The sequence below is a fragment of the Rhodococcus sp. Eu-32 genome (genome assembly GCF_003336925.1).
GTDB classification, from domain to species: domain Bacteria; phylum Actinomycetota; class Actinomycetes; order Mycobacteriales; family Mycobacteriaceae; genus Rhodococcoides; species Rhodococcoides kyotonensis_B.
Genome location: NZ_QGNK01000006.1, coordinates 88,743 through 115,251 on the forward strand (window position 1 = coordinate 88,743; position 26,509 = coordinate 115,251).

Genomic DNA, 26,509 nt, shown 5'->3' on the forward strand with positions numbered 1-26,509 from the left:
GCGGTTCGAGCACCGAAAGCCACACAACAGGAGGGTAAATTTGCGACGGCCCGATTTTCCGGGCTTTCGAGCGCTATGTCCCCTTCACGTTCAGGATCTGCCGCAATTCGTGCTCGATGTCGACGAGATCGACCGCGTCGGCCATGACGATGTCGATGTCCTTGTAGGCGTCGGGGATTTCGTCCACGAACTCTTCGCCGTCGCGAAATTCGATGCCTACCATTCGCTTCCGCAGATCCTCGACGGTGTAGCGCCTCCTGGCCTCGGTCCGCGAAAACCTCCGTCCGGCGCCGTGCGGCGCCGAGCACAGACCTGCGGCGCTCCCCTTGCCGACGACGACGTACGACCTCGTCCCCATCGAGCCGGGAATCATCGCCTTGACGCCCTCGTGCGCATCGACGGCGCCCTTACGCGTCAGCCACACGTCCTTGTTTCCGTGCTTCTCCGTCACGGTGTAGTTGTGGTGGCAGTTTATTCGCTCGAGCTCGTGGTGATCGTCGACACCCATCCACTCGGCGAAGACGGCAGCGAACCTGTCCATCATCTCGGCCCGGTTGAGGTAGGCGAACCGCTGCGCCCACTTCAAATCCTCGATGTACCGGCCGAACTCGGGCACTCCCTCGGGAATGTAGGCGAGGTCCTTGTTCGGCAGATCGATCCACCACTGCTTGCACAAACGCTGCGCAATCGCGATGTGCTTCTTCGCGATCTTGTTCCCGACACCCCTGGATCCGCTGTGCAGAAAGAGCCACACAGAATCAGTTGTGTCCAAACACAATTCGAGGAAGTGGTTGCCCGATCCCAACGATCCAAGCTGCTCACGCCACTTCGGCGAGTGCGACAGATCGACGCCGTTGGCCTCGGCAAGTCCCTCCAACTCCGCGAGCTTCGAGGCGGTGAAGTCCCATACGTCGAATCCACGGTTGTAGTTGCCCATGGACACAGGGATGGCCCGCTCGATCGCCGCCCGGAGGTCGGCGAGGTTGCGGTCCCCAAGATCGGACTTGGTGAATCCCGTTCGTACACCGATCATTCCGCAGCCGATGTCGACACCGACGGCCGCTGGAATGACCGCGCCGAGCGTCGGGATGACCGTGCCGACGGCACTGCCCATCCCACTGTGCGCGTCGGGCATCAGGGCGACGTGCGGATGCACGAAGGGCATGGACGCGGTTTCCCGCGCCTGCGCAAGCGTGTTGTCCTCGATGTGGGAAGCCCAGTTGAGCAGCTTCGAGCCCACCTTCTTCGGGGGCATGATGTTTCCTTTCAGCCCCCTCGGAGGAGGAGGCGCTATTCGAACAGTTGCTTCACGAACGGGATGGAATCCGCCTGTGACTGAAGTAGTGCACCGCTGTGGTCGGTGGGATAGGTGTGCAGACGGACGTCTTGGCCGTTCAGTTTCATCTGGGCGACAAGCGAGAGCGCTGCCGGCGCAGGCACATCCACGTCGGTCAGACCTTGGCCGATGAAGACCGGTCGGTCGTAGCCACTCGTCGGCACACCCATGTAGTCGTTGAGCAGGCCGTAATAGTTGGGAATCTGGTTGAGCGGTCTCGAGAACAGATCACCCGACACCAAGCCGTCGAGCTCTTCCTCGGCCTCGATGACGCACAACGTTTCGGCCTTGTCGACTGCTCGCCTGCCTTCCTCGGTGAGGTACGAGTCGATGTCGACCTCCGGATGCGCCTCCCGCAGCCCCGACAGGATGTACAGCAGATACGTCGTCAGCGCTTTGCTGGCCGATACCGGCAGCACACCGGGACCCAGTGGCAGCAATGCCAATTCGATGTTCGCCGGAACACCGGTGCCGACGGCGCCGCGGTAATCCAGTTCGGGGCCACCGTATTCCGTCGCGTAGCGGGCCGTTGTGATCGCTGCGCCACCGCCCTGCGACTGGCCGACGACGACCCACTTGTCGGACAGGGACGCGTCGACCGCTCGCGATGCCTTCACTGAATCGACGACGCTGTGCGCGGACACCTTGCCATCGAGATACGGCATGATGCCCGGTGTCCCGAGGCCGACGTAATCCGTCGCTGCGATGGCGTACCCCTGTCCGAGCCAGGCCCCCAGGTACTGTCGGTCGCGCTCGGGATCGGCAGGGCCGACCAACGAGGGCGCGCACGCGTCGTCGACACCCGAGGTGCCATGCGCCCATCCGATGACAGGCCAACCACCCTCGGGCGCAGTGCCTTCGGGGACGAAGAACGCGCCGGTGCTCAGTGCGGGCCGATTGTCCGACCCGACGGTCCAGTACGTGATGCGCTTGGCCTCGGCAGTGCCGGGAAGCCACAGTTCCGGTGCCAACTCCTCGACCGCGACGACGGTGCCCGGCGTCCGATCGACCTCGTCCGCGAATGCGGTGGTGGCACCGGCGAACACCAGAGATGCAGTCGCACAGACAGCGACGAGCGAACGAGAGAGAGTCGACATGGCAATGACAGTAACGCGCGTCGACCCGAAAAAGCGCGTGATTTGTTATCCGGCACCGCCGCCGAACACCATGCCCAGCAGATAGGTCGCCCCAGCAGCTCCGTAGCCGATCGCGAGCTGACGCAACGCACGCTTGACCGGCGGGCCTCCACTCAGCAGACCGACCACCGCTCCCGTCCCCAACAGAGCAATGCCCACCAACACCGATGCAACCACCAGCGCCACATAGCCTTCCAGGCCGAACAGGTACGGAAGCACCGGAATCACTGCACCCGATGCAAAGAAACAGAAGCTGGCCGACGCGGCCCCGAGGCCGGTTCCGACGGCTTCGTGCGCATCGACCGACGACTGCATCTCGTCGTCGGGACCGAGATTCCTGAGCACTTCGAACGCGCGAGCTTCGGCCTCGTCGGGCGTCATTCCTCGTGCGCGATACACCAGCGCGAGCTCGTTCGCGTCGACGTCGAGATGCTGGACGGCTTCACGCGCCGACCGATCCGGCGACGACGCCTCCAACAACTCCCGCTGCGAGCGGACGGATACGTACTCGCCCGCGCCCATCGACAGTGCACCGGCGAGCAGACCGGCAAGGCCGGTGACCAGCACGATATGGTTCGACACTCCGCTTCCACTGATGCCCAACACCAGCGCGAGGTTGCTGACGAGCCCGTCGTTCGCGCCGAACACCGCGGCGCGGAACGTTCCCGACAGCCGGTTGCGACCCCGCGCCGCCAGCGCGCGCACCACCTCGGCGTGAATCTGCTCGTCGGCCGTCATGGCGTCGGTGGCGTCGGAATCCGACGCGTACGGCGACCGTGTCTCGGCGCGCTGCGCCAACGCGAGCACGAACACCGAACCGAATCGCCTGGCCAGCAGGCCGAGAAGTCGCGTCCGTCGACTACCCGGCTGCGGCTTCCCGACGCGATCGCCGAGCAACCGTCGCCAATGTTCCTCGTGACGGCCCTCGGCATCGGCCAGCGCGAGCAGGATCTCGCGTTCCTCGCCGGTGCGTCGGCTCGCGAGGTCGCGATAGACGGCGGCCTCCGCACGCTCGTCGGCGAGATAGCGTCGCCACCTCTTGACATCCTTCGCGGAAGGTTCGGCCATAGCGCTCAACGTACCCAGCCGGGGCACCCGCGAACGACCGAAGGCCTCCCGTGCTCACTCCAAGTGAGCAAGGGAGGCCTTCGGTCCGGTCGGCGCCCGGCCCCGGATACCAGCGAGGGCGCCCCTCGCTCACTCAGAGTGACCAGATGTCACCTTCGGTCCGAAAAGGGGGGCGGAGCTAGGGCGTGTATGCACCAGTCTGCACTGCCTTCACCAACCGACGAGGAACTCTGAACTCCTGCCCACCTACCCGGACGGTGACGAGATCCGGTGCGACGGCTTTCCACTGCGCCCGGCGGCTCCTCGTGTTGGAGCGGGACATCTTTCTCTTCGGAACGGCCATGGCTCAGGCTTCCTTTCGGGTGCGGCGCCCGTACCGCTTCTCGAACTTCTCGACGCGGCCCTGGGTGTCCATGATGCGGGCGGCGCCGGTCCAGAACGGGTGCGATTCGCTGGTGACGTCGACGATCACGAGCGGGTAGGTGTTGCCGTCTTCCCATTCGATCTCGCGGGTGGACGTGATGGTGGACCGGGTGAGGAACTTGCTTCCCGTGCCTGCATCCTGGAAGACCACCGGGTGGTAGTCGGGGTGAATTCCCTGCTTCATTCCTTTGCCTCTCTCGATTGCTCCGAGTACGGAGATTCTGTTGTCTCACATGGGTCTTCGTGGAATTCTCCGAACGGATCGGTCCACGAGGCCCACTCACCGGGCGAGGCCATCTCGTCGTCGGACACCAGGGCCCACTGCAGAGTTCGATCGATCTCCGACGGGTCGGCGGCGTGCACCAGCACGACGAGCGAGGTGTCGCGGTCGCCGTTCTCGTCGTCCCACCGCAGCGCCGCCATCGCACGACGCATCGTGCCGACCTGTTCCTGTTCCTCGGGAGTCATTGCGGCGAGCCACTTTCCGGCACTCGCGACGCGCAGACCCCCGCCCGCGGATTCGATCCACAGCGCTTCGTCGGGTTGCGTTGCGACCCAGGCTCGTCCGCGGGCGGTGACGACGCCGTCGAGCAGAACGTCGATCGCCTCGTGCAGACGTTCGGGATGGAACGGCCGCGTCGCAGCGAATTCGACGAGCGTGACTCCGCAGTCGGCCGTCAGCGGCGGCTGTCCGCGCAACAACGGCGAATGAGCGTCGGTGATCTCTCCGCGTCGCGCGTCGAACGGCACCGCTGTGAGGAGCGCTTCGACGTCGAGCGTGTCCCCCGGCCCGACCCACGCGACCGGTGCGCCGGGTGCGAGACGCGCGAGGACGGCCGCCAGTTTCGCGCGTTCCCAGCCGTCGACCTCAGGGCCTGCCGAGACGACCAGCGCGTCGGCGTAATCGACCTGTCCGACGACCACCTGCGCGACGGTACGGTCGTCGTCCCCGCTCGCGACGATGCCCCGGTCGGCCAACGCGTCGTCACCGGTCGCGTCGGCGAGCCACGTCGCAGCATCAAGACAGTCGACGACCGCGGAGATACGCACGTCCCGCGCGGCAGGTCCGTCGATCTGTCCGACGACGCCTGCGACGACGACGTTCTCGATCGCCCAGCACAGCGCTTCCGGTTCGAGCGCCGGATCCATCGCCAGCACGATGCGCTGCACCGAGCTGCGGGCGGACAAGGCGCGCAGCAGCGGCAGCAGGTCCTCGCGCAGCGTGCACGACACGCAGCCGTGGGCCAGCTCGAGAATCGTCTCGCGCGGAGCCTCCCCTGCCGCGTAGAGAGTGCGACGGACGACGCCCTCGTAGACCCGGCCGAGGTCGTGACGGACGGCGACGGTTCCTGGCGCGAGTAGTGCCGTCGTCACATCCTCCATGGCTCCCGTCCAACCGGACACGAGCACGAGTGGCGTGCGACCGTCCACGAGCAAACCCCTTCTTTCGACAACGATTGTCATTTCTTCTCGCTGCACGCTACATTCGAATCAACGCTTTGTCGAAAACGATTGTCATAAACGGCAAGAGAGGAGCGCGCATGTCCGCGCACTGCCAGGTGACGGGGAGGAAGCCGGGATTCGGTAAGTCCGTCTCGCACTCCCACGTCAGGACCAGCCGCCGCTGGGACCCGAACATCCAGAAGAAGACGTACTTCGTTCCGAGCCTGGGCCGACGCGTCACGCTGACGTTGTCGGCGAAAGGCATCAAGACGATCGACCGTGACGGCATCGACGCGGTCGTCGCCAAGCTGGTCGCACGAGGGGAGAAACTCTGATGGGCAAGAGCACGGACGTCCGCCCGATCATCAAGCTCAAGTCGACGGCCGGGACCGGGTACACGTACGTGACCAGGAAGAACCGTCGCAACGATCCCGACCGCGTCGTGCTGAAGAAGTACGACCCGGTCGTCCGCAAGCACGTCGACTTCAGGGAAGAGCGGTAGCGATGGCGAAGAAGTCGAAGATCGAGAAGAACGAGCAGCGCAAGCTCGTCGTCGCCCGCTACGCGGCCCGACGCGCCGAGCTCAAGGAGCTGATCAGGAAGCCGTCGACACCCGATTCCGAGCGCGCAGAGGCCCAGGCGGCACTGCAGCGTCTACCACGCGACGCGAGTCCGGTACGATTGCGCAATCGTGACGCTGCGGATGGACGTCCGCGCGGTCACCTCCGGAAATTCGGACTGTCACGCGTGAAGGTGCGCGAGATGGCTCACCGGGGGGAGCTGCCAGGCGTCCACAAGTCGAGCTGGTAAGGGAAAAGGTAGAGATGGCAGTCAAGAGAGCACCGTCGAAGAAGGTCCGCGCCGAGGCAGGCCGTCGACCCAAGAAGAACCCGCTGAACGCCGCCAAGGTCACCACGGTGGACTACAAGGACATCAACCTCCTTCGTCAGTTCATCTCCGACCGCGGCAAGATCCGCAGCCGCCGCGTCACCGGCCTGACCCCGCAGCAGCAGCGTCAGGTTGCCGTCGCGGTCAAGAACGCTCGTGAGATGGCACTGCTGCCCTTCACCAGCCGCTAAATCGTTCAGATCGGAAAGGCCACGCACCCTCCTCGGGTGCGTGGCCTTTCTGTGTAAGCACTAGAGTTGGCTCGCACTGTAGACGAAGCGAAGAAACGAGATCCGTAGCCCTCATGTCCGGAGTACTCGAGGGTTTCACGGTCATCTTCATCGTCATCGCGCTCGGCTACCTGCTCGCGCGTCTCGGGGTTCTCGGCCCACACGGTCAGTTCGTGCTCAGCCGGCTCGTCTTCTACGTCGCCACTCCGTCGCTGCTGTTCGTCACACTCGCCACGTCGGACCTGTCGGTCATCCTGTCGCCGATTCTCGTCGTCGCGGGCGTGACAGCTCTCGCCGTCGGCGCGATCTACTTCGTCGTCGCCAAGTTCGTGTTGAAACGTGACGTGCCCGAGGCGACGATCGGCGGGCTTGCGTCGTCGTACGTCAATGCCGCGAACCTCGGAATTCCGATCGCGGTCTTCGTGCTCGGCGACGCGAATTTCGTCGCGCCGCTGCTGCTGTTCCAGATCATGGTGTATTCGCCGCTCGCGTTGACGATTCTGGATCTGTCGACGATGGGCAAGAAGGCGTCGATCCGAAACATCGTGGTCACGCCGTTCAAGAACCCCATCGTGCTCGCGGGCGCTGCCGGCCTGCTGCTGTCCGTCCTCGGAATCGAGTTGCCGGAAGCGCTGATGCAGCCGTTCGATCTCGTCGGCGGCGCGGCGGTGCCCGGAGCGCTCCTGGCGTTCGGACTGTCGCTGTACGGAACGCGAGTACTGGAGAAGGGCAGCAGCCCTAGGCGCGACGTCGTGATCGCGTCGACGCTCAAGATGATTCTGCAGCCGCTGCTCGGGTTCCTGATGGCTCTTGCCATGGGCCTCGAAGGCCACGAGCTGTTCGCAATCACCGTCATCTCTGCACTTCCCACCGCGCAGAACGTATTCGTCTTCGCTCACCGCTACAACCGCGGTGTCGTACTGGCCAGGGATACTGCCTTCGTCACGACGCTCGTCTCCATCCCGGTCATCGCGCTCGTGACGGCGCTGCTGGCCTGAGCAGACTTTGTGCATGCTCAAAGGTTGTACTCAGCTCTCGGCGCTACCTTGGTGGCATGAGGAAAGTGGCTGCAGGGCTGATGCTGTGCGTCCTGCTCGGCGGCTGTAGCAGCCAGGCGGTCTCCGACGACGTGGATGCCGACGGGCCGACGAATGCGCCCGCAGGACTCATGCACAGCCCCAGTGCACCGCCGGTTCCGATCGAGGTCCCCGTCGGCGAGGTGGGCACGATGTTCGATTCGACGCCCGGTCTGGTGCGCGCGACGGCCACGCCGTTCGAATCGTGGAGTCAGGTCTCCCCCAACACCATCGCCATCCATTTCGTCACGGGCACTCCCGAGTGCTACGGCGCCGAAGCCCAGGTCACCGAGACCGACTCGCACGTGGTCATCGCTCTGCGGACCGGCACCCTTCCGGAGGCAGCAGACAAGTCGTGCATCATGGTCGCCGTCTACGGAACCATGCAGATGACGCTGCAATCGCCACTCGGTGACCGAGCGGTGGTCAACGCAGCCTGAGTAAACTGCTCGTCGTGACCGATGAGCTCCCGGACAACCACCGAGCCACTGTTCGTGCGGCCGACGCCGACCGAGCTCTGGTCGCCAAACTACTGAGCGACGCCTTGGCCGACGGTCAACTCTCCCTGTCCGAGTACGACGCGCGCACCGCGGCCGCGTACAAGGCCAAGACGTACGGCGAGCTGGACGTACTGACGGGCGACCTCGCGTTGACGACGCCGAGCCCGGCGGACGGCCCCGAGAACGACCGCGCCATCGCCATCATGAGCGGCTTCACCCGCAAGGGCGAATGGACCGTGGCGAGACGCGTCGACGCCGTCGCATTCTGGGGCGGCGGTGAAATCGACCTGCGCCGAGCCCGGTTCAGTGCCCCCGAGGTGACCATCAACTGCATCGCCATCATGGGCGGCATCGAGATCACCGTGCCGTCGACCATCCGCGTCGAAGTTCGCGGGGCTGGGATCATGGGCGGCTTCGACCACCTCAGCCAGGTCGGTCAGCCCGGTGCGCCGCTCGTCGTCGTCACCGGATTCGCGTTCTGGGGTGGCGTCGAGATCAAGGTCGCGGATTGACGCGTCACGACTTCCTCCGCCGCTTCAGGTAGTCGCTGACCACGGCCGCACCGAGCCCGTCGAGATCCGGTGCGATGACGCGTCCGCCCACGCGCTCGGCCATTCGGTCCACCACTCGCGCGAGTCCCGGATCGTCGCCGAGCCGGAAAATAGTCACCTGCGCACCGAGTTTCGCGATGGTATCGAGCTCCCGCACCGTCAGCCCGAGCGTCCGTGGATGCGGCGGATAGTCGAAGAACGCGTGACCGTCCGGCTCGAGGTGGGCCGTCGGCTCCCCGTCGGTCACGATCAACACGACGGGTTGCGCATTCGGGTGGCGACGCAGATGCCTACCCGCGAGCAGCAGGGCATGATGCAGATTTGTGCCCTGGTCGTAGGCGCCGTCGAGACCGGCCAACTCCGACGCCGTCAGCTTCTGCGCGTGCCTGCCGAATCCGATCAGCTGTAGATCGTCACCCCGAAAGCGGGTACCGACAAGGTGATTCAATGCCAGCGCGGTGCGCTTCATCGGCACCCAACGCCCGTCCATGACCATCGAGAACGACGTGTCGACGAGCAACGCCACGGCTGCCTGCGTGCGCGTCTCGGTTTCGCTGATCTCGACGTCGGTGACCTGCAACCGAACCGGGAACGTCGAACCCTCCGCGGCCGTCCTGAGCACCGCGTTGCCCACCGTCCGCGTCACGTCCCACGGTTCGGTGTCCCCGAACTCCCACGTCCGCGACGCCCCAGTCGGCTCTCCCATCGCGCCGGCCTTGCGCGTGTCTCGCTCGCCGCCGCGTCGGGAAATCTTGCCGGCGACGTCCCGCAGTGCGGACTGGCCGAGCTGACGCATCGCCTTCGGAGACAGTCGCCACTGACCGTCGCTGCCCTTGTCCATGAAACCCTGCTGCTGCAGAGCCTTTTCGAGATCGGACAGCATCTTCGCATCGGCCGCGGCCTCCGGCCCCAGCTGACGTAGCAGCGACTCCGCGTCGATGTCGTCGAGCGCGGCCCCGTTGTACTGCTGCGACAGCTGATTCCCGAGGTTCTCGAGCTCTGCGATGTCCTGCAGTGCGCCGGTGCCGTCACCGAGTCCCATGCCGTTCTCGCCGCGGAAGTTCTGCGAACCGTCCCAGTCCTCACCGGGACGTGCCTGCTGCAGGTTCTGATCCAATTGGTCGAGCTGGCTCAGCAGGTCGGCGTCTCCGAAGGCCTGCTGCGCCAACGCATCCAGCTCGGCCCGCTGCTCGGGGCTCAGGGAATTCCGCAGCCGCTGAGCTGCTGCCGCACGCTGGGCCAACGCGTCGAGAAGCTCGTCGATGCTCGATGGATTTTCCGGGAAATGCTGACCGTGTTTGCGCATGAATTCGTCGAACTGCCGGTCGGTGTCCTCGCCCCGATTGTGCGCGTCGAGAAGCGAATTCAAGTCTTTCAGCATGTCGCCGATGGCTTGACGGTCCTCGTCCGTTGACCCTTCGAGCGCCTTCTTCATTCCCGCGAAGCGCTGGTCGAGCATCTCGCGTCCGAGCAGGTCCTTTATCTTCTCGTAGTTCTCGCGAGCCTCCGACGACCGCCACTCGTAGTCCGAAAGCTCCTGCACCGCTTGCGCTGTCGACGGCGACAGATCGCCGATCTGCATCTCCTGGAACCGTGCGTCGTCGTCGAGTGCCCGCGCGAGGGCCTTGCGTTCTTCGAGTACCGCCTTGTCGAGCAACTCACGGACTTCCTGCAAGGTTCCGTCGAGATTGTTCTTGCGCAACAGATCTCGTCGACGACGGTGCGCATCTGCCGCGAGATCGTCGAGTCCGCGCATGTTCTGAGTACCGCGTCGGAGCATCTCCTGCATCGCCCGACGCGGCGACGACCCCTCGAGCACGTCGTTACCGATCGCGTCGAGCGCCTCGCGCAGATCCACCGGTGGGGCCAGCGGATCAGGACCCCCGTGGTATCTCCCGTATCTGCTGGCGGGCATCAGCTGTACACCGTCTGTCCGTCGTCGTCGGGATCTTTCGCGATTCGGCGCGCCAAATACAGCCCCTCCAAAGCCAATTCGGTGGCCGACGCCCGTTCGCCGTCGGATTTCGCGTGGAGGCGCTCGTCGATCTCCTGCAGCACCTCGAGGTCGGGCAGTTCGGCGATCAACGTCTTGGCCGCGATGCGATCACCGGTGACGACGGGCTCACCGTCCTCGATCGCGGTGACCAAGGGCGCCAGGTTGATTCCGCCGAGCCGGTCGCGGACGGTATCCGCGGTCGCGCGTCGCAGCAGATGCTCGAGCACCTCGACCTCGCGGCCTTCTTCGCCGGATTCGAATTCGACCTTGCCGCGCAACACCTCGATGACGGTGCCGAGGTCGACAGGTCGCGCGACGGCCTCGGCTTCGCCGAGGACTGCGGAGCGATGCACGGCAGCGGCGGCGATGGTCTCGGCGGCCGCGATCGCGAAGCGAGCCGACACACCGGACCGCTGATCGACCGACGGCGACTCGCGCAGCAATCGGGTGAACCGGGCCAACACCTCGAGCAGATACGACGGCACGGTCGCCGGAAGGTTCGCCTCCTGCTCGATGACGGAGACCTCGTCGTTCAGCGCGTGTGGGTAGTGGGTACGGATCTCGGCGCCGAATCGGTCCTTCAGCGGGGTGATGATGCGTCCGCGGTTGGTGTAGTCCTCGGGATTGGCGCTGGCGACGAGAACCACGTCGAGCGGAAGTCGCAGCGTGTAGCCGCGGACCTGGATGTCGCGCTCCTCCATGACGTTGAGCAACGACACCTGAATGCGTTCGGCCAGGTCGGGCAGCTCGTTGATCGCCACGATGCCACGGTGGCTGCGCGGCACGAGGCCGAAGTGGATGGTCTCGGGATCACCCAGGCTGCGGCCTTCGGCCACCTTCACCGGGTCGACGTCGCCGACCAGGTCGGCCACCGACGTGTCGGGCGTCGCCAATTTCTCGGCGTAGCGCTCGCTGCGGTGACGCCACTCGACATCGAGGTCGTTGCCCAGCTCTCGCGCCCGGCGGATGCTGGCCGGGGTGATGGGATCGTAGGGATGCTCACCGAGTTCCGAGCCCGCGATGACGGGTGCCCACTCGTCGAGCAGAAGGTTGAGTGTTCTGAGCAGCCTCGTCTTGCCCTGCCCGCGTTCACCGAGCAGCACGACATCGTGACCAGCAAGAATGGCCCGCTCGAGCTGGGGCAGGACCGTCCTGTCGAATCCGAGGATTCCCGGCCACGCGTTCTTGCCCTCCCGAAGCGCCTCGAGCAGATTGTCCCGGAGTTCTTCCTTGACCGAACGCTGCACGTGTCCGGACGCGCGCAACTCGCCGACGGTAGTGATGCCAGGTTTGGTAGAGGTCACTTCTTCAAAGTACGCCGGTCGTCATACCGGTGCCCCTGCTGCGCGCAGCGTCGCCCGGACCCGCTCGACAACGGCTAACGGCCGCAACTTCAGCTGCTCGGAGTCGACGCGCACGACGGCCCAGTCGACCTCGTCGATTCGGTCGATCTGCTCCCGCGTCCGGTGGGGTGAACCGTCGTACATCACAGCGACCTTCCACCGACTCCACCCCAGGTCGCAGCACGCGAACACGTGGCCGAACTCGTCACGAATGCGGACCCGGGTTTCCGGCCGCGGGAGTCCTGCATCGAGAAGCAACAGTCGGACCCGGGTCTCCTGGGGAGACTTCGCACCCCCGTCGGCCAGGCTCAGCACCTCCGCCGCGCGGGTGACGCCCCGTACTCCCGGATTCGTCCGGACCAGCTCTTGTGCTTCGCCGACCGAGACACCACTCGCATTCGCCAACGCGTCGACCGACTGGAGAGCGCGGAGTCGGGGCAACCGACGTGCAAGATCGAACATCGTGCGAGGAACGGTGGTCAGCGTCATGTCGCCGAGTGACGTGACGTCGGCATCCGCGAGCGAATCGTAGCGAACGAGAATCCCGTCGAGCTGCCGCTTTCGCCGGGGCCAGATCAGTTCGGCCGGTTCACGCGCATCGATCCATTTCGCCCCGTGCACTGCAGACGCCGACAGTCCGCAGATTATTGCGTCGTCGCCCGCGAACACCTGTGCCGCACGGGCTTTGACGACCGCGTCGATCTCTACTGCCTTCGGAACGTACACATCGCGGTAGACACGCTGGAAGTCGGCAGCGAGCGCGTGACGCGTCAGAAGACCGTCGCGAACAGCCTGGGATCCTCGGAATGGATGGTCGAGTTGCACCCGCCGACGATGTCAACGAAATGGGCTCGAAAACGCGCCAGAAGAAGAATGTGGATAGCGCGAATAGTTATCCACAAACAGGCGAATCCGCACTTATGCAGGAGAATATGGTGTATTCAGCTGCACAAGTGCGGACTCGGCGTGAAACCTAGTGCGCGAAGTGCCTCGAACCCGTGAGGTACAGCGTCACACCGGCATCCTGCGCTGCTGCGATGACCTCGTTGTCGCGGACGGATCCGCCGGGCTGAACGACGGCCTTGACGCCTGCGGTCAGCAGCACCTGGAGGCCGTCGGGGAACGGGAAGAACGCGTCCGACGACGCAACCGAGCCTGCCACCCGATCACCCGCGCGCTGGACAGCCAGGTGAGCGGCATCGACGCGGTTGACCTGCCCCATACCGACGCCGACCGAGGCGCCGTCCTTGGCCAACAGAATAGCGTTGGACTTGACGGCTCGTCCTGCGCGCCAAGCGAATTCGAGATCCTTCAGGGTCTCGGCGTCCGCGGGCTCGCCGGCCGCGAGGGTCCAGTTCGCGGGGTTGTCGCCGTCGGCGTCGATCGCGTCCCGCTGCTGCAGCAGGGTGCCACCGGAGATCGGCTTGAGTTCGACTCCACCGGCGGACGGCGGCGTGGCCAGCAGAACGCGAACGTTCTTCTTGCGCTGCAGAACTCCGAGTGCACCGTCGGCGTACGACGGGGCGACGACGACCTCGGTGAAGATCTCGGCGACCTGTTCGGCCATCTCGACGGTGATCTCGCGGTTGGCCGCGATGACGCCGCCGTAGGCACTGACGGGGTCGCAGGCGTGCGCCTTGCGGTGCGCCTCGGCGATGTCCGCGCCGACGGCGATGCCACAGGGGTTGGCGTGCTTGATGATCGCGACGGCGGGAGCGTCGTGATCGAACGCGGCGCGCCATGCGGCGTCGGCATCGGTGAAGTTGTTGTACGACATCTCTTTACCGTGCAACTGCTCGGCCTGCGCGATGCCGTCGTTCGACGGTGAAACGTACAGCGCGGCAGCCTGGTGCGGGTTCTCGCCGTACCGCAGCACTGCCGAGCGCTCCCAGGTTCCGCCGAGCCACTCGGGGAACTGCGAATCGGATTCGACGAGAGTGCTGCTCATCCACGAGGCCACGGCGACGTCGTAGGAAGCGGTGTGCTGAAAAGCCTGTGCCGCAAGCGAAGTGCGCTCGGCCAGCGTGAAACCGCCACCCTTGACGGCGTCCAGCACATCGGCGTACCGAGCAGGGTCGACGACGACGGCCACCGACGGGTGGTTCTTCGCGGCGGCACGCACCATCGACGGACCGCCGATGTCGATCTGCTCGACGCACTCGTCGGGCGTCGCGCCACTGGCGACCGTCTCCGTGAACGGGTACAGGTTGACGACGACGAGTTCGAACGCCTCGACACCCAGCTCCTCGAGCTGCTGCAGATGCTCCGGACGACGCGTGTCCGCCAGCACGCCCGCATGCACGCGCGGGTGCAGCGTCTTGACGCGACCGTCGAGCGTCTCCGGGAAACCGGTGAGATCCTCGACCTTGGTGACCGGGATGCCCGCGTCGGCGATCTTCGACGCCGTCGATCCGGTGGAGACCAGAGCGACGCCCGCCTCGTGCAAGCCGGTGGCGAGCTCGGTCAGTCCCGTCTTGTCGTAGACACTGACCAGCGCACGCCGCACTGCTTTACGTTCACTCATCGCCTTATCTGAGCCTTTCGTCCATCGGAGACAACACCTCGGGTAGCGACGGCCGCGATCACCTCGACCAACAACCTGCGTTCCACAGTCTTGATTCGCTCGTGCAGCGACGCTTCGTCGTCGCCCTCCTGCACGGGCACGGCTTCCTGAGCCAGGATGGGCCCGGTATCGACACCGGCATCGACCAGGTGGACCGTCGACCCGGTCAGTTTGACGCCGTGCTCCAGCGCGTCACGTACCGCGTGCGCGCCCGGGAACGACGGCAGCAACGCCGGGTGCGTGTTGACGATGCGGCCGGCGAACGCGTCGAGAAATCGCGGCCCGAGAATCTTCATGAAACCTGCGGTGACGACCAGATCCGGCTCGTACTTCGCGACGGTCTCCGCGAGGGCCGCGTCCCATTCGGCGCGGTCCGCGTAGTCGCGTAGGCCGACGCGGACATGCTCGATTCCAGCGGTGTGCGCGTGCCGGGCCGCGTCGCAATCACGGTCGACGCCGACGGCCACGATCCGTGCCGGGTAGTCGCCCTGCGCCGCGTCGATGAGTGCCTTCAACAGCGAGCCCGTCCCCGAGGCGAGGACGACGACTCGTGCTGGGTGCACGCGTGTGGCTGTCAGCGCAGTTCTCCTGGGTTTCGTCGGGGGACGCCCGGTCGTGTCGGTACCGGGGCCACTCAGGAGCGTAGTCGCTGCGGTATGCAGCGTTCTCAGGCAGGTCGGGTTTCGTCGACGCTCACTTCTCGGGTACGTCCGAGCTCGACGGCGCGTCCACATCCTCGGTCGTCTCCGCCTCCACGACCTCGGGATCGGCGGCAACGGGGTCCTCCGAAGCCTGCTCGGGAGTCTCCTCCGCGGCCCGCTCTTCGAAGACTTCGGCCTCGACGACCTCTGCTTCGACGACGTTCTCCTCGTCCTGTGACGAGGCGGTGTCATTCGACGAAGCGGTGTCCTTCGACGGAATTGCGTCGGCTTCCGCAACGACCTCGGCATCCACCGCGCGTTCCTCGTGGACGACGGGGGCGGCGATGGCGGCAACCGGCTCGTCCGTGCGCGCCGGCTCGGGTTCGGCGTCGACGGCCGGCTGCTTCGAGCCGCCACGCCAGGCGGTGATCGCCGCGGACATCGAACCGACGACGGCGAGCCACGCGAACGTCAGCAAACCGAGCGACCAGACGGTGACCTGCACCGTCCCGAACGTTCCGAGACTGCCGCCCGCCGCAACCCCGAGCAGAAGCGTCGCGACGCCGACAACCGCCGACCCGAGCCACACCGACGACAGCGCGTAATGCAGGTCGACGGTCCGGTGCGCACAATCCCTGCCGAGCAGAATTCCCGCCGTCAGCGGCACCACCAGCATCAGGAACCAGATGCTCTGCGCAGGTCCCTCGGGCAGGACGGACAGCACCGGCAACGGCGGAACCGGTCCCCCGGTCGTGGCGAAGAAGCTGACGACGACGTCGCCGACATGCGCTTCGGATCCGACCGCGACGGCAAGTGCGCCCAGTACGACGTTCGGAAGATAGAGAATCGACAGGATGGTCAGGCCGAGGACACCGACGAATCCGTTGCCCGCGGTCAACAGCATCTCGGTCGTCGACCACGACGCCAGCATCGACGCGAGCACGATGCCGGCCGCGCCTGCGACCAGAACCATCGCCGCGCGCAGCATCGGGCGCAGTGTGCTTCGAACCCACTCGGGAAGCGCGCCGGTGACGTCGAGGTGCCACGTTCCCATGGCGATGCCGATGCCCGCGGCAATTCCGTGGACGGCCGCGACCCAGACGAACGCGAGCAGCGCATTCGGGCTCGACAGCCCGATGGTTCTCGACGCGTCGGCTGCGACGGCGAGTGCTACCGCCGTGACCGACACCGGCCCCAGAACGGCGGCACCGCCGATCATCGACAGCGTCCGGCGCGACGACGACTCGTCGACCGCCGCAGCGACACCGCGTGCGACGGTCGTCATGAGCACGAGCGTCGGCAGCAGGGGCAGCACCCCGAGCGCAGTACCTCCGATGGTCATCGGAACCTGGTGGACCGCGAACCACATGCCCGCAATGGCACCGAACGTGCCCGTCAACTCGCTGTTGGCCGACACCAGCGTGATCAGGACCACCGCGGCGATCGCTGCGATCAGTACCCCGGGCTTGCGGAAACCGATCCGCACCACCAGTCGGGATTCTTCCGGTGTCAGCAGCGGTGCCCGCTTGGGCGCGCGGGGCGTACGAGGGGCCCGCCGCTTCTCGTCGTTCAGTAGAGCGCTCATCACATAAGAGCGTTGCACCAACCGTCGAGACGGTCACTCAGGCGCGCCGACACCTACCTGTTCTGCCGCCCACCTCTGGTCGTTTCTGCAGGCTCCACTCCCGCCTACTTCTGGTCGTCCGTGTCCGGTGTGGTCCCGAATGCCTGAGTCGGGGCGCTGTACGGGGTCTGCTCGGAGGACGACTCCTCCTCGCGCTCGGTGTGCGACTCCGACGGAACCGCATGCTGAGCTGCACCCTGGCCGGATGCGCCGACCGGCGGCTGTCCGTACTGGTATTGGCTGTACGGGGAATTCTGTCCCGCAGGTCCGGTGAGCCCGCTTGACCCGGACTCGCTCTTCGACTGGCCGACCGGATAGCCGAGGCCGCCCGTGGCGTTCTGCGTGCCGGACGGACCGCTGTAGGTCGGCGGCGTGTACCCGCCACCTTGGCTCGACGAGCCGTAGGACTGTGGCGACTGTCCGTAACCGTAGCCCTGCGGATTCTGCGGCTGGGGGTTCTGACCTTGGTTCTGCTGACCGTATCCCTGGAACGGATTCTGCTGGCCGTACGAAACGGGCTTGGCCGCAGGCGCTTTCAGGATGTCCGCCGCGAACAGAGTTGCGGCGAGAGCAGCGGCGGTCTGCAGGAAGCCGAACACCAGCACGGTGATTGCGCCTGCCCCGAGACCGATGGAGCTACCGACGCCACTGCCGGTGTCGACGTTGAAGGCCTGGAACACCAGGACGAGCCATCCGGCGAATGCCAATGCCGTCGCGATGCCCAGCGTGTTCGGCTGCTTCGGCAGCAGTCCGACGGCGGCGACGAGGCCGGACGCGAGCAGCAGCGCGACCGACGTCGGATCACCGTTGCCCGGAAGGAAGAAGTTGTTCGCGATGTCGAACGCCGAGTATTGCCCCGCGAGACCCGCGAACAGGTTGACGATGCCGAACGCAACAACCACGAGGGTCAGGATTCGTGGCAGCAGCGACGCCTTGGCTGCGGCGAGAACCGGGTTGTACGACCCGGGCTGCGACGGCTGCGACGGCTGCCCGGTCTGATTCTGTTGCCCCGGCTGACCCGGGTACTGACCCTGCGCGTACGGGTTCTGCGAGTACTGCCCCTGCCCGGGCTGCTGCGACTGCCCGTAGGAAGGCGGTGAATACGGGGACTGCTGGCCGTACGGGGACTGGCCGTGCTGGGATTCCGGCGTGTTCTGCTGAGGCGTCGAACCCGGCGTCGATCCGTAGCCGCCGTATCCACCCGATCCGTATCCGGGTGAACCGGCGCCACCAGAGCCTGGGCCCTCGGGTGAATAAGTCATGACACACTCCTCGAAAACGAAAGATCGGGTCCGTAGACCAAACTAGTCTACGGACCCGACACGGTGTATCGCCGTCGAGAAGTCAGTGCGCATCCACCAACGTCGACGCCTTCTCCAACTCTCGTACCAACGGCAGAACTTTCGCTCCGAAGTACTCGATCTCCTCCTGAAAGTGCAGGAAACCGCCCAGAATCAGGTCGACTCCGCGTCGGCGATAGTCCACGATGCGTTCCGCCACCTGTTCCGGCGTCCCGATCAACCGACTGCGGAATCCGTCGTTGTACTGCACGAGATCGTCGAACGACGAGTCCGACCACATCCCCTTGCCGTCGGACGTCGACGAACCCGCTTGCTGCACAGCATTTCTGAAGCCTTCGACCGCCGGGCGGTTCGCCTTGTCGACGATCTCTCGAAGAGTGTCCTTCGCTTCCTTCTCCGTGTCGCGAGCGATGATGAATCCGTTGAGGCCGAACTTGACCTCGCGGTCATGTTCGCGCGCGACGCGTCGAATGTTGTCGAGTTGCTCGGTGACGCCGTCGAAATCCTTACCGTTGCTGAAGTACCAGTCGGAGTAGCGTCCCGCGTTCTCCTGCGCTGCAGTCGAATTGCCGCCCTGGAACAGTTCGGGATTGGGCCGCTCCGGCGTGTTGAGCGGTTTCGGCTTCAACGTGAAGTCGTGGATCCGGTAGAAGTCGCCGCGGAAGTCGACGTCGTCCTCGGTCCAGATCTTGCGCAGCACCTGGAGGAATTCGGCGCTGCGCCGGTACCGCTCGTCGTGCTCGAGCCAGGGCTCGCCGAGGTGAGTGAATTCGTCCTTGAACCAGCCACTCACGACGTTCACGGCGAAGCGCCCACCGGACAGATGGTCCGCCGTCGCACCGAGCTTGGCGAGAACGCCCGGCTGCCACAGTCCCGGATGGACGGCGGCGATGACCTTGAGCCGTTCCGTGGCGAGCAACAGCGCGAGGCTGAAACTCGTCGACTCGTGCTGGTATTCGGCGCCGTAACTCGCCTCGTAGCGCACCTGACTCAGCGCGTACTCGAAGCCGTTGTTCTCCGCGGTCTGCGCCAGCTTCTTGTTGTATTCGTAGTCCCAGCTGGTGCGCTGCTCGATGTCGCTGGTGACCAGTCCGCCGCTGACGTTCGGGACCCAATAGGCGAATTTGATTGCGTCGGCGATTTTTTCGGTGCTCATGTCTCTCCTTGGTGCGGCGCGCCTGTTACGAATACCAGGTCGGTTCGGGCAGTTCGCCGGTCAGAACCCAGCGGCCCACTTCGCGCCGCTTGTACGCGACCGGGTCGTGCAACGTGTGGGTACGGACGTTGCGCCAGAAGCGATCGAATCCGTACTTGCCTGCCGTCGCCCGTGCACCCAGAGCCTCGAACACGGTCGACGTGATCTCGAGCGACACTTCGGTCGCACGCGCTTTCACGGCGGCGACGCGGACCTCGTGGTCACCTCGCTCCTCGGCCGTCACGTTCCATGCGTCGTCGTGAATGCGCTGCGCTTCCAACGCAACTGCGTCGGCGAGTGCTTCGACGGCCCACAGTTTGGACGTCAGATCCCCGTAGATGTCGATGATGTAGGGCTCGTCGACGGCGCGGTCGACCGTGCTGTGCAGCCACGCACGCGTCTTGTCCTTGGTGTACGCCGCCGCTTCCTCGAGAGCACCCCTCGCGATACCGAGGTAGAAGTTGACGAACACCAACTGGATCGTCGGTACGTTGAGCGTGTTGTAGACCCGGGGCTGAAACTGCTTGTCCACGAAGCCTGCTGCGCTCGCCCAGTCGACGCGCACCTTGTCGATGGTGACGCTGCCGCTCTCCGTCCGGCGCTGGCCGATGTTGTCCCAGTCGTCGTGGAACGTCAGACCCTCGATGTTCGACGGCACGATCGCGAAGACGTGGGCGTCGCTACCGGACAACGCCCCCTCGAGCACCGTCACGTCCGAGACGCGGCTGCCCGTCGAGAACGTCTTGGCGCCGTCGAAGACGATGGTGTCGCCCTCGTCGGTGACGACGACATCGCTGTCCCGCGGGTTGACCGCGCCGCCGAAGAACCACTTGTTCCGAGTCGCGTCGGCTTCGACAGCGTCGATCTGTTCGGGGGTCCCGACGAGCCGTGCCGCCCAGAACCACAGCAGGTGGTACCCGAGCAGCTGACCGATCGACCCGTCGGCGGCTGCGACCCGGCGGATGACCTGATACGCCGTCGGCCAGTCCTGACCGGCTCCGCCGTGTTCGACGGGCCCGAGAAGGGTGACGAGGCCGGAATCCTTCAGCAACTGGACCTCGTCGTGCGGCGGTTCGGTGCCTCGGTCTCGCGCGACGGCGTCGACGGCGAGCAATTGCGCCACCTCCCCCGCCCGCGTGATCCACCCCTCCGGCGTTGTCGGGGCATCCGGCCAGTCCTTGTGCAGAGCTCGGTTCTCGGTGGTTGTCATGCAGCCAGTGAAACCGTTGCCCGCAGCGATGAACACAGTTCGGATCAGGGTGATTCTGAGACTGTGTTGGCGGCTCGATCGCTGCACGCAAGCAGACCTCGTGCTTCCGACAGGGCGCTCATCCGTACCGACCGTCCGCAGGTTTCCGCTACGCAAACATTTTTCGTGACTTATCTCGAGAAACTTCGTTCTGATCCGTAACATTACCCAAGCCGCGCCGATCTTAGTGACGCAAACCACATACCGACGGGTCCGCCCGTCTTCCCCTAGGACACTCCATGCGCAAGTCCCTCTTCGCAACAGTCGCCGTTTCGGGCGCACTCGCTGCAGCAGTCATCGCTCCAGGCGTATCGAACGCCGCCGACACGGTCGTGACGTTCACCGTCGCCGGTGGCGCTCTCAACATCACCGCTCCCGCGAGCCAGACCCTCACCGTCACGGGCAACCAGGCGACCGGAAGCATCACCCCGGTCGTCGTGTCGGACCAACGTCGCGGCATCAACGGCTGGACGGCGTCTGCGATCAGCACGGCTTTCACGAAGCCAGCTCCTGATCCCGCCACCATTCCCGCGACGGCGGTCACGTATCAAGGGTCGTTGCCGGCCGTGACCGGCGTCGCCGTCGTCACTCCTTCGCTGCTTCCGGTCGTCTTGGACACGAACAAGAACGTTCAGGTCGCAACCGCAGTCATCGGAGCGAACACGGCGACGTGGAACGGCGCCGTCACCGTCACACTGCCGTCCGACGTCGTGGCAGGCGTGTACACCGGAACCATCACGCATTCGGTGGCCTGATCCGTTCATGTCACGTAATCGGGGATTGGCGGCCGGAGTCCTGGCATTTCTGGCGTTCGCTTCGGCGATCGTCGCCCAGGCTCCGGCAGCCGCACAAGATTCAACTCCAGAGCCCGTCGGCAGCGTCGGTATCCGACTGCTCGAGGCTCCAGTGTCGTTGCAGGACGACCCGCGAGCGCTGGCGTACATCATCGACAACCTGCCACCCGGGACGACGATCACCCGTCGTATCGAGGTGAGCAACAGCAGCGATCAGGAGCAGGCGATCTCTCTGTATCCCGCCGCCGCGTCCATCGGCGACGGCGACGGTGGCTTCGAAGTCGCCGAGGATCGAACGGCCAATGAGCTGACCACCTGGATGTCGGTCGAGCCGACCGACGTCACTCTCGCGCCGAACTCGGCGGCGGAGGCCGTCGTCACGATCGCTGTCCCTGCTGACGCGCCGGAAGGCGAGCAGTACGCCGTCGTATGGGCGCAGACCGCAGGAGCGCCCGACGCCACCGGCATCCAGAACGTCAGCCGCGTCGGAATCCGAACCTATCTATCGGTCGGCCCGGGCAACGGACCACCGGCAGACCTGTCCATTGACAGCGTCACTGCCGAACGTGGTGAAGACGGGGCACCGAAAGTCGTTGCATCCGTGACGAACACGGGCGGCCGAGCACTCGACCCCAGCGGGACCGTCACACTGTCCGGTGGTCCAGGAGGGATCGCGACAGAACCGATCCAAGGATCGAGCGGGTCCATCGCTCCCGGGCAATCGGGTCAGGTCTTGTTCACACTGGACCCAGCACTTCCAGCGGGACCGTGGCAGGCAGCGGTATCCGTTGCGAGTGGCCTCGTGAACAAGTCGACCACCGTCGATCTCACGTTCCCGGAACAAGGTTCGACCACAGCTTCCACCGGCGAGTCCGGCGGCGTCCCTGTCTGGGTGTGGATCGTCGTGGTCGCAGTCGTTGTCGTTGCTGCAGCCGGGGCCGCTCTTGCAGTTCGGCGTCGAAAGGCCGACTGACGTGAGGCCTTTCGTCACGGTCCTTGCTCTGACGGTCGCGATCGTCGGTGCAACGTCTCCCCTCGCCGCCGCTCAGCCGGCGGCGGGGGCAGACTGCATCGACGTCGTCCTCACGACAACTCCGACGCCGACGCCAGTCGTCGAAACCACGGTTCCGCCGCCTCCCTGCGAGTCGGCAGTTATCGAAATCCCCACGACCACAGTGGCTCCTACGATGGCAATTCCACCGTCGACGACTGCCGTACCGACGACGACCACAGCTCAGCCGACGAGCACAGCCCAGCCGACGAGCACCGTATCGTCGACCACAACGTTGCCGACGCCTCCGACCGCCTCAGCTGTTCCGATGGTGCCGATTTCGCCACGACAGGGCCTTGTTCCGCCGGCGACGACCACCGCGACCACGCCCGCCGCTCCGAAGGCGGCAGCGGCACCGACTGCCGGCCTGCTCAACATTCAACTCGGGGGCGGACTGGTGGGGCAAGGCCCGATCAAACCCGGAACGGTGTGGTCAGGCACTATCGGCGTCAGTGTGGTCGACGTACTCGGGCCGTGGACATCGACGGTGAGCCTGTCCCCGTTCCGCGGGGCGAGAACGCAGACCACCGTACAACCGGTTGCGTACTATTCTGCACCCGAGTCCATGTGCACCCTTCTGTTGTCGAAATCCCCTGCAGTCAACCGGAAACCTCTGGGTCCCGCGGCCGTCGATGCGAAGAGCGGCGGCGGCGTAGCATGTGTGACCAGCTGGACTGCCACTGTCGACATCCTTGTTCCGGACTCGAATCTCCTCGCCGACACATACTCCGCGACCCTGACGCATTCGATCTACTAGCGCTCGGCCCGACCGAACGTCCCGAACATCGACGCGATGTGCGAGGCAGAATTCCTGATCAACTCGACAGTCCGACCCGACATCTCGTCGAGCGTCGAGGGTCCGGGTGCGATCGAGACCGCCGCCGTGACACCGGCCGCACGAGCCTGACTGGGGTCCAGCTGAACCCGCCCCGCCACGACTACGACGGGACAGCCGGACGGCACCGCACCCAGCACCCCGGCGACGACTTTTCCGTTCAGCGATTGCGAATCGAACGACCCCTCCCCCGTCAGCACGAGGTCGGCGCGTGCGCTCAGCTCACCGAATCCGACTGCATCCAGAACCAGCTGAGATCCCGGAAGAAATTCCGCTGAAAGAAGGGCCGACAGGCATGCAGGCATGCCTCCTGCCGCACCGGCGCCGGACAATTCGGTCGCGTCTACACCGGTGGCAGCGGTGAGTATTGCCGCCAAGTTGGCCAATCCTGTGTCGATGCGCTGAACCTGCTGCTGGTCGGCTCCCTTCTGTGGGCCGAATACCGCTGCAGCACCTCGACTTCCGAGCAACGGATTGTCGACATCCAATGCGACGCGAAAGTGCACATCGGCTGCACGTGCATGGATACCCGTCGAGTCGATCGAGCGAATGTCACCCAATCCCTGTGCCCCGCGGGCGACTTCGATCCCTGATTCGTCGAGAAACTTCACACCCAGCGCTCTCGCAAATCCCATGCCGCCGTCGTTGCTCGCGCTGCCGCCGATGCACAGCAGGATGTCGGTGACACCCTCGTCCATCAGATGACGCGCCAGGATCCCGACCCCGTAACTGTCTGCGCGCATCGGCTGGAGGTCCACGTCGGACACGTGCGGGAGTCCGTTGGCCTCCGCGGCCTCGATGACTCCTGTTGTACCGTCGGCAGATACGGCGACCCGAGCACGACGAGGGCGCCCGATGGCGTCGACGGTGTCGACCTCACGGATCTCGGCGTTCAGCCCCGCAGCGAGCGCGTCGAGGGTGCCCTCACCTCCGTCCGCGAGCGGGCACTTGACGACCTCGACCGCCGAGCCCAATGCCTCCCGCACTCCGGCGGCCATCGCGGCAGCCGCTTCGGACGCGGTACACGTGCCCTTGAACGAATCCGGGGCAACGACGACATAGCTCTTTAGCTCCATCACCGTAGGCTAGGCCACCGACAGACCAACCGATATGGGCGCAGCGCACACAAGACGACCCGAAATCGATGCCAGATCAGTGCGTCATGCACCTACTTCGACGACGGAGGCCGCAGCCAAGGCGATGCGCATCGTGACCGCATCGTCGAAGGTTCGGAGATCCAGGCCCGTCAGCTCCTGGATACGATTCAAGCGCTGCACGACGGTGTTGCGGTGCGCATGAAGCGCCCCCGCGGATGCGACGATCGAAAGATCGTGCGCCAGAACGGCTGCGGCGGTTCGGCGCAGCATGGGTGACAGAGGTCCAAGAGTGCGTGCGGCGCAATCCTTCGACAACTCGTCCGGCTGCAGTCCAAGAAGAATGTCGAGGTCGAACTCGGCGAGGTCGTGCACTTGCCCGTCGGCCACTCGTACGCGTCGGGACACGACGTCGAGTCGTCGTGCATCGATGGAGAGCTGTTCGGTTGTGGCAGAGATTCTTCCGACCACGACCGTCGCACCGCGGGAGCGCAGACGATCGAGCACGGCCCTGCGTACTCCGTCGTCCGCGCGGCCGACGAGGAACCAGATGAATCCTGATCGTTCGATCGCGACGACGTTGTCGATGCCCGCGATGCAGTTCCGCAGTCGCGACGGGTTCGCGTCGCCGCCCACGGCGGCAAGCAGACTCCACGGGGATCGACTCGGTCGCCCGACGTCGTTCAGGACCGCTACCACTCGGGCGTCCGGCACCCCTGGCTCGGCGACGAGCGCGGTCAGCAGATCCTTCAACCTCGCGTCGCGCCATTGAGAATCGACAAGTTGCTGCTCCTGGCGGAGCAACAGGGTCACTGTCAGGACGACCAGCCGCGCAACGGGTTCGACGACCGACGGCTTGCCCGTCACGCCCACCACTCCGACGGCTTCCCCGTCGATCACCAGGGGCACGTTGACACCGGCCTTGGACTGCTCGCGGTCGCGCGCGATCCGGACGATGTCTCGTTTCGCGAGCGCAGCGATGGCCCCGTCGTGACTCGTTCCGAGCCTAGCCGGGTCGGCCGACGCGATGATGACGCCGCGGTCGTCCATGATGTTGACGTTGTGCTCGACCACGGGACGCACCTGGTCGACGACTCGCTGGGCGAGCTCTGCAGTCAGCACGCTGGTACTCCCTTCCACGACCGCATCGATGGACCACCACAACCGTCTAACGGTTGCCACGTGACATCGATGCCGATAGAGCGTACGAAAAAGGCCCGCCGCTGACGCGACGGGCCCTTTCGACAGGAATTGCTTACTTCACGGAAAGCGATTCCAGGATCTCGCGAGCGAGTGCAGCGGTCTCGGACGGCGTCTTGCCGACCTTGACGCCTGCAGCCTCGAGCGCGTCCTTCTTCGCCTGAGCCGTGCCCGACGAGCCGGAGACGATGGCGCCTGCGTGGCCCATGGTCTTGCCCTCGGGAGCGGTGAAGCCTGCGACGTAGCCGACGACCGGCTTGGTCACGTTGGCCTTGATGTAGTCGGCCGCACGCTCTTCTGCGTCGCCACCGATCTCACCGATCATGACGATCAGCTTGGTCTCGGGGTCGTTCTCGAACGCCTCGATGGCGTCGATGTGCGTCGTACCGATGACCGGGTCTCCACCGATGCCGATGGCCGTCGAGAAGCCGAAGTCACGGAGTTCGTACATCATCTGGTAGGTCAGGGTGCCGGACTTCGAGACGAGGCCGACGGGTCCCTTGTCGGTGATGTTCGCCGGAGTGATGCCGACGAGAGCCTCACCGGGCGTGATGATTCCGGGGCAGTTCGGGCCGATGATGCGGGTCTTCTTGCCCTTTTCAACGTTGTAGGCCCACGCGTACGCGGAGTCCTGCACGGGGATGCCCTCGGTGATGACCACGAGCAGCGGGATCTCCGCGTCGATCGCCTCGACGATGGCGTCCTTGGAGAATGCCGGGGGAACGAACGCGATGGAGGTGTCCGCACCGGTCTTCTCGATTGCCTCGGCGACCGAAGCGAACACGGGAAGCTCGATGTCGTTGCCCTGTGCGTCGACATGCTTGACCGTCGTGCCGGCCTTGCGTGCGTTGACGCCACCGACCACGTTGGTGCCGGCCTTGAGCATCAGGGCGGTGTGCTTGGTTCCCTCGCCACCGGTGATGCCCTGGACGATGACCTTGTTGTCCTTGTTCAGAAAGATAGACATGGTTT

Annotated in this window: 28 protein-coding genes; 9 read left to right on the forward strand and 19 right to left on the reverse strand. The window is 65.3% G+C overall.

Features of this window, described 5'->3' with window-relative positions; translation table 11 throughout:
• Positions 1 to 73: 73 nt before the first annotated feature.
• The 6 genes from DK926_RS09330 to DK926_RS09355 all read right to left on the reverse strand — a co-directional run bounded on the left by DK926_RS09330 (position 74) and on the right by DK926_RS09355 (position 5,427).
• Positions 74 to 1,255, reverse strand: coding sequence for an RtcB family protein (locus DK926_RS09330; RefSeq protein WP_114330187.1), 1,182 nt, complete (start codon positions 1,253 to 1,255; stop codon positions 74 to 76).
• 35 nt (positions 1,256 to 1,290) lie between these two features.
• Complete coding sequence (locus tag DK926_RS09335; protein WP_114330188.1) at positions 1,291 to 2,433, reverse strand: lipase family protein; 1,143 nt, start codon at positions 2,431 to 2,433, stop codon at positions 1,291 to 1,293.
• Between the two features lie 45 nt (positions 2,434 to 2,478).
• Positions 2,479 to 3,540: a VIT1/CCC1 family protein gene (locus tag DK926_RS09340; RefSeq protein ID WP_114330189.1), complete on the reverse strand. Its 1,062-nt coding sequence runs from the start codon at positions 3,538 to 3,540 to the stop codon at positions 2,479 to 2,481.
• A 178-nt stretch (positions 3,541 to 3,718) separates the two neighbouring features.
• Positions 3,719 to 3,883: a 50S ribosomal protein L32 gene (rpmF, locus tag DK926_RS09345; RefSeq protein WP_114330190.1), complete on the reverse strand. Its 165-nt coding sequence runs from the start codon at positions 3,881 to 3,883 to the stop codon at positions 3,719 to 3,721.
• A 3-nt stretch (positions 3,884 to 3,886) separates the two neighbouring features.
• Positions 3,887 to 4,147, reverse strand: a complete 261-nt coding sequence (locus DK926_RS09350; RefSeq protein ID WP_068423879.1) for a type B 50S ribosomal protein L31 — start codon at positions 4,145 to 4,147, stop codon at positions 3,887 to 3,889.
• A complete protein-coding gene (locus DK926_RS09355) occupies positions 4,144 to 5,427 on the reverse strand; it encodes a GTP-binding protein (RefSeq protein ID WP_207890784.1) in 1,284 nt (427 codons plus the stop codon). The genes DK926_RS09350 and DK926_RS09355 overlap by 4 nt, the downstream gene beginning before the upstream one ends.
• Positions 5,428 to 5,504: 77 nt before the next feature.
• Between DK926_RS09355 and rpmB the strand changes: the two genes are divergently transcribed.
• The 7 genes from rpmB (at position 5,505) to DK926_RS09390 (ending at position 8,612) form a co-directional block, all read left to right on the forward strand.
• A complete protein-coding gene (gene rpmB, locus DK926_RS09360; RefSeq protein ID WP_019664486.1) occupies positions 5,505 to 5,741 on the forward strand; it encodes a 50S ribosomal protein L28 in 237 nt (78 codons plus the stop codon).
• Positions 5,738 to 5,908 (forward strand): 50S ribosomal protein L33, encoded by a 171-nt coding sequence (gene rpmG, locus DK926_RS09365; protein WP_174551391.1) that lies wholly within the window; start codon positions 5,738 to 5,740, stop codon positions 5,906 to 5,908. The genes rpmB and rpmG overlap by 4 nt, the downstream gene beginning before the upstream one ends.
• A gap of 2 nt (positions 5,909 to 5,910) precedes the next feature.
• A complete protein-coding gene (gene rpsN, locus DK926_RS09370) occupies positions 5,911 to 6,216 on the forward strand; it encodes a 30S ribosomal protein S14 (protein WP_068423876.1) in 306 nt (101 codons plus the stop codon).
• 14 nt (positions 6,217 to 6,230) lie between these two features.
• A complete protein-coding gene (gene rpsR, locus DK926_RS09375) occupies positions 6,231 to 6,485 on the forward strand; it encodes a 30S ribosomal protein S18 (protein ID WP_008719028.1) in 255 nt (84 codons plus the stop codon).
• Positions 6,486 to 6,598: 113 nt separating this feature from the next.
• Positions 6,599 to 7,522, forward strand: a complete 924-nt coding sequence (locus tag DK926_RS09380; RefSeq protein ID WP_114330192.1) for an AEC family transporter — start codon at positions 6,599 to 6,601, stop codon at positions 7,520 to 7,522.
• 56 nt (positions 7,523 to 7,578) lie between these two features.
• A complete protein-coding gene (locus DK926_RS09385) occupies positions 7,579 to 8,040 on the forward strand; it encodes a hypothetical protein (RefSeq protein ID WP_114330193.1) in 462 nt (153 codons plus the stop codon).
• A 14-nt stretch (positions 8,041 to 8,054) separates the two neighbouring features.
• Positions 8,055 to 8,612, forward strand: a complete 558-nt coding sequence (locus DK926_RS09390) for a DUF1707 domain-containing protein (RefSeq protein ID WP_114330194.1) — start codon at positions 8,055 to 8,057, stop codon at positions 8,610 to 8,612.
• Positions 8,613 to 8,616: 4 nt separating this feature from the next.
• Here the strand turns inward: DK926_RS09390 and DK926_RS09395 are convergent, their stop codons facing one another.
• From DK926_RS09395 to DK926_RS09435, 9 genes are all read right to left on the reverse strand, one after another.
• Entirely contained in the window at positions 8,617 to 10,566 is a 1,950-nt protein-coding gene (locus tag DK926_RS09395) for a VWA domain-containing protein (protein WP_114330195.1), read from the reverse strand.
• The gene (locus tag DK926_RS09400) at positions 10,566 to 11,951 is read right to left on the reverse strand and encodes a sigma 54-interacting transcriptional regulator (RefSeq protein WP_114330196.1); all 1,386 of its coding nucleotides are present in this window, start codon (positions 11,949 to 11,951) and stop codon (positions 10,566 to 10,568) included. Before DK926_RS09400 ends, DK926_RS09395 begins: the two co-directional genes overlap by 1 nt.
• A gap of 21 nt (positions 11,952 to 11,972) precedes the next feature.
• Entirely contained in the window at positions 11,973 to 12,815 is an 843-nt protein-coding gene (locus DK926_RS09405; protein WP_114330197.1) for a hypothetical protein, read from the reverse strand.
• 148 nt (positions 12,816 to 12,963) lie between these two features.
• Positions 12,964 to 14,514 (reverse strand): bifunctional phosphoribosylaminoimidazolecarboxamide formyltransferase/IMP cyclohydrolase, encoded by a 1,551-nt coding sequence (gene purH / locus DK926_RS09410; RefSeq protein WP_114330198.1) that lies wholly within the window; start codon positions 14,512 to 14,514, stop codon positions 12,964 to 12,966.
• A complete protein-coding gene (gene purN, locus DK926_RS09415; RefSeq protein ID WP_240931091.1) occupies positions 14,511 to 15,131 on the reverse strand; it encodes a phosphoribosylglycinamide formyltransferase in 621 nt (206 codons plus the stop codon). Before purN ends, purH begins: the two co-directional genes overlap by 4 nt.
• A gap of 115 nt (positions 15,132 to 15,246) precedes the next feature.
• Positions 15,247 to 16,779: a DUF6350 family protein gene (locus DK926_RS09420; RefSeq protein ID WP_114330200.1), complete on the reverse strand. Its 1,533-nt coding sequence runs from the start codon at positions 16,777 to 16,779 to the stop codon at positions 15,247 to 15,249.
• Between the two features lie 104 nt (positions 16,780 to 16,883).
• Positions 16,884 to 18,080 carry a DUF5336 domain-containing protein gene (locus DK926_RS09425; RefSeq protein WP_114330201.1) on the reverse strand — a complete coding sequence of 399 codons (1,197 nt, stop codon included), beginning with the start codon at positions 18,078 to 18,080 and terminating at the stop codon, positions 16,884 to 16,886.
• 82 nt (positions 18,081 to 18,162) lie between these two features.
• The gene (gene sfnG, locus DK926_RS09430) at positions 18,163 to 19,275 is read right to left on the reverse strand and encodes a dimethylsulfone monooxygenase SfnG (protein ID WP_114330202.1); all 1,113 of its coding nucleotides are present in this window, start codon (positions 19,273 to 19,275) and stop codon (positions 18,163 to 18,165) included.
• A 25-nt stretch (positions 19,276 to 19,300) separates the two neighbouring features.
• A complete protein-coding gene (locus tag DK926_RS09435) occupies positions 19,301 to 20,524 on the reverse strand; it encodes an acyl-CoA dehydrogenase family protein (RefSeq protein WP_165839549.1) in 1,224 nt (407 codons plus the stop codon).
• Positions 20,525 to 20,802: 278 nt separating this feature from the next.
• Here DK926_RS09435 and DK926_RS09440 point away from each other — a divergent pair, with 278 nt between their 5' ends.
• Together DK926_RS09440 and DK926_RS09445 are read left to right on the forward strand one after the other, a co-directional pair.
• Positions 20,803 to 21,318, forward strand: a complete 516-nt coding sequence (locus DK926_RS09440; RefSeq protein WP_114330203.1) for a hypothetical protein — start codon at positions 20,803 to 20,805, stop codon at positions 21,316 to 21,318.
• A gap of 7 nt (positions 21,319 to 21,325) precedes the next feature.
• Positions 21,326 to 22,330, forward strand: a complete 1,005-nt coding sequence (locus DK926_RS09445; RefSeq protein WP_114330204.1) for a hypothetical protein — start codon at positions 21,326 to 21,328, stop codon at positions 22,328 to 22,330.
• Positions 22,331 to 22,591: 261 nt separating this feature from the next.
• Here DK926_RS09445 and DK926_RS26450 read toward each other — a convergent pair whose 3' ends face one another.
• The 4 genes from DK926_RS26450 to sucD form a co-directional block, all read right to left on the reverse strand.
• Positions 22,592 to 22,786, reverse strand: a complete 195-nt coding sequence (locus DK926_RS26450) for a hypothetical protein (protein WP_125833394.1) — start codon at positions 22,784 to 22,786, stop codon at positions 22,592 to 22,594.
• Positions 22,787 to 23,161: 375 nt separating this feature from the next.
• Positions 23,162 to 24,319 carry a glycerate kinase gene (locus DK926_RS09455; RefSeq protein WP_114330206.1) on the reverse strand — a complete coding sequence of 386 codons (1,158 nt, stop codon included), beginning with the start codon at positions 24,317 to 24,319 and terminating at the stop codon, positions 23,162 to 23,164.
• Between the two features lie 84 nt (positions 24,320 to 24,403).
• The gene (locus tag DK926_RS09460; protein ID WP_114330307.1) at positions 24,404 to 25,459 is read right to left on the reverse strand and encodes a sugar diacid recognition domain-containing protein; all 1,056 of its coding nucleotides are present in this window, start codon (positions 25,457 to 25,459) and stop codon (positions 24,404 to 24,406) included.
• A gap of 133 nt (positions 25,460 to 25,592) precedes the next feature.
• Entirely contained in the window at positions 25,593 to 26,504 is a 912-nt protein-coding gene (gene sucD, locus DK926_RS09465) for a succinate--CoA ligase subunit alpha (RefSeq protein ID WP_068424533.1), read from the reverse strand.
• Positions 26,505 to 26,509 lie beyond the last annotated feature (5 nt).